The 586-nt window shown below is 70.6% G+C and carries 1 protein-coding gene; it reads right to left on the reverse strand.

What is annotated here, in order from left to right; all coding sequences use genetic code 11:
- Nucleotides 1-586, reverse strand: a 586-nt coding sequence (locus SM793_RS36305; protein WP_320443408.1) for an ABC transporter ATP-binding protein, incomplete at both ends; no start/stop codon positions are given.

Genomic DNA, 586 nt, shown 5'->3' on the forward strand with positions numbered 1-586 from the left:
ACGGAGTTGCGCAGGAAGGAGAGGATCTCGGCGCCGGAGCGGGAGTCGAGGTTGCCGGTGGGTTCGTCGGCGAAGACGATGTCGGGTCGGCCGGCGAGGGCGCGGGCGCAGGCGACGCGTTGCTGCTGGCCGCCGGAGAGCTGGCTGGGGCGGTGGGAGAGGCGGCCGGAGAGGCCGACGGTCTCGACGACGCGGTCGAGCCACTGCTTGTCGGCCTTGCGGCCGGCGATGTCCATGGGGAGGGTGATGTTCTCCAGGGCGGTGAGGGTGGGGAGGAGGTTGAAGGCCTGGAAGATGAAGCCGATGTGGTCGCGGCGCAGTTGGGTGAGCTGCTTGTCCTTGAGGCCGACGAGTTCGGTGTCGCCGATGGTGGAGGAGCCGGAGGTGACGGTGTCGAGGCCGGCCATGCAGTGCATGAGGGTGGACTTGCCGGAGCCGGAGGGGCCCATGATCGCGTTGAACTCGCCCTGGGGGAAGGTGACGCTGACGTTGTCGAGGGCGACCACGCGGGTCTCGCCCTCCCCGTAGACCTTGTTCAGGCCGGTGGCGCGGGCGGCCGCCCGGCCGGTGCGGACGGCGCTTGCGG

It is taken from the genome of Kitasatospora purpeofusca, assembly GCF_034043715.1.
Taxonomy (GTDB): Bacteria; Actinomycetota; Actinomycetes; order Streptomycetales; family Streptomycetaceae; genus Kitasatospora; species Kitasatospora purpeofusca_A.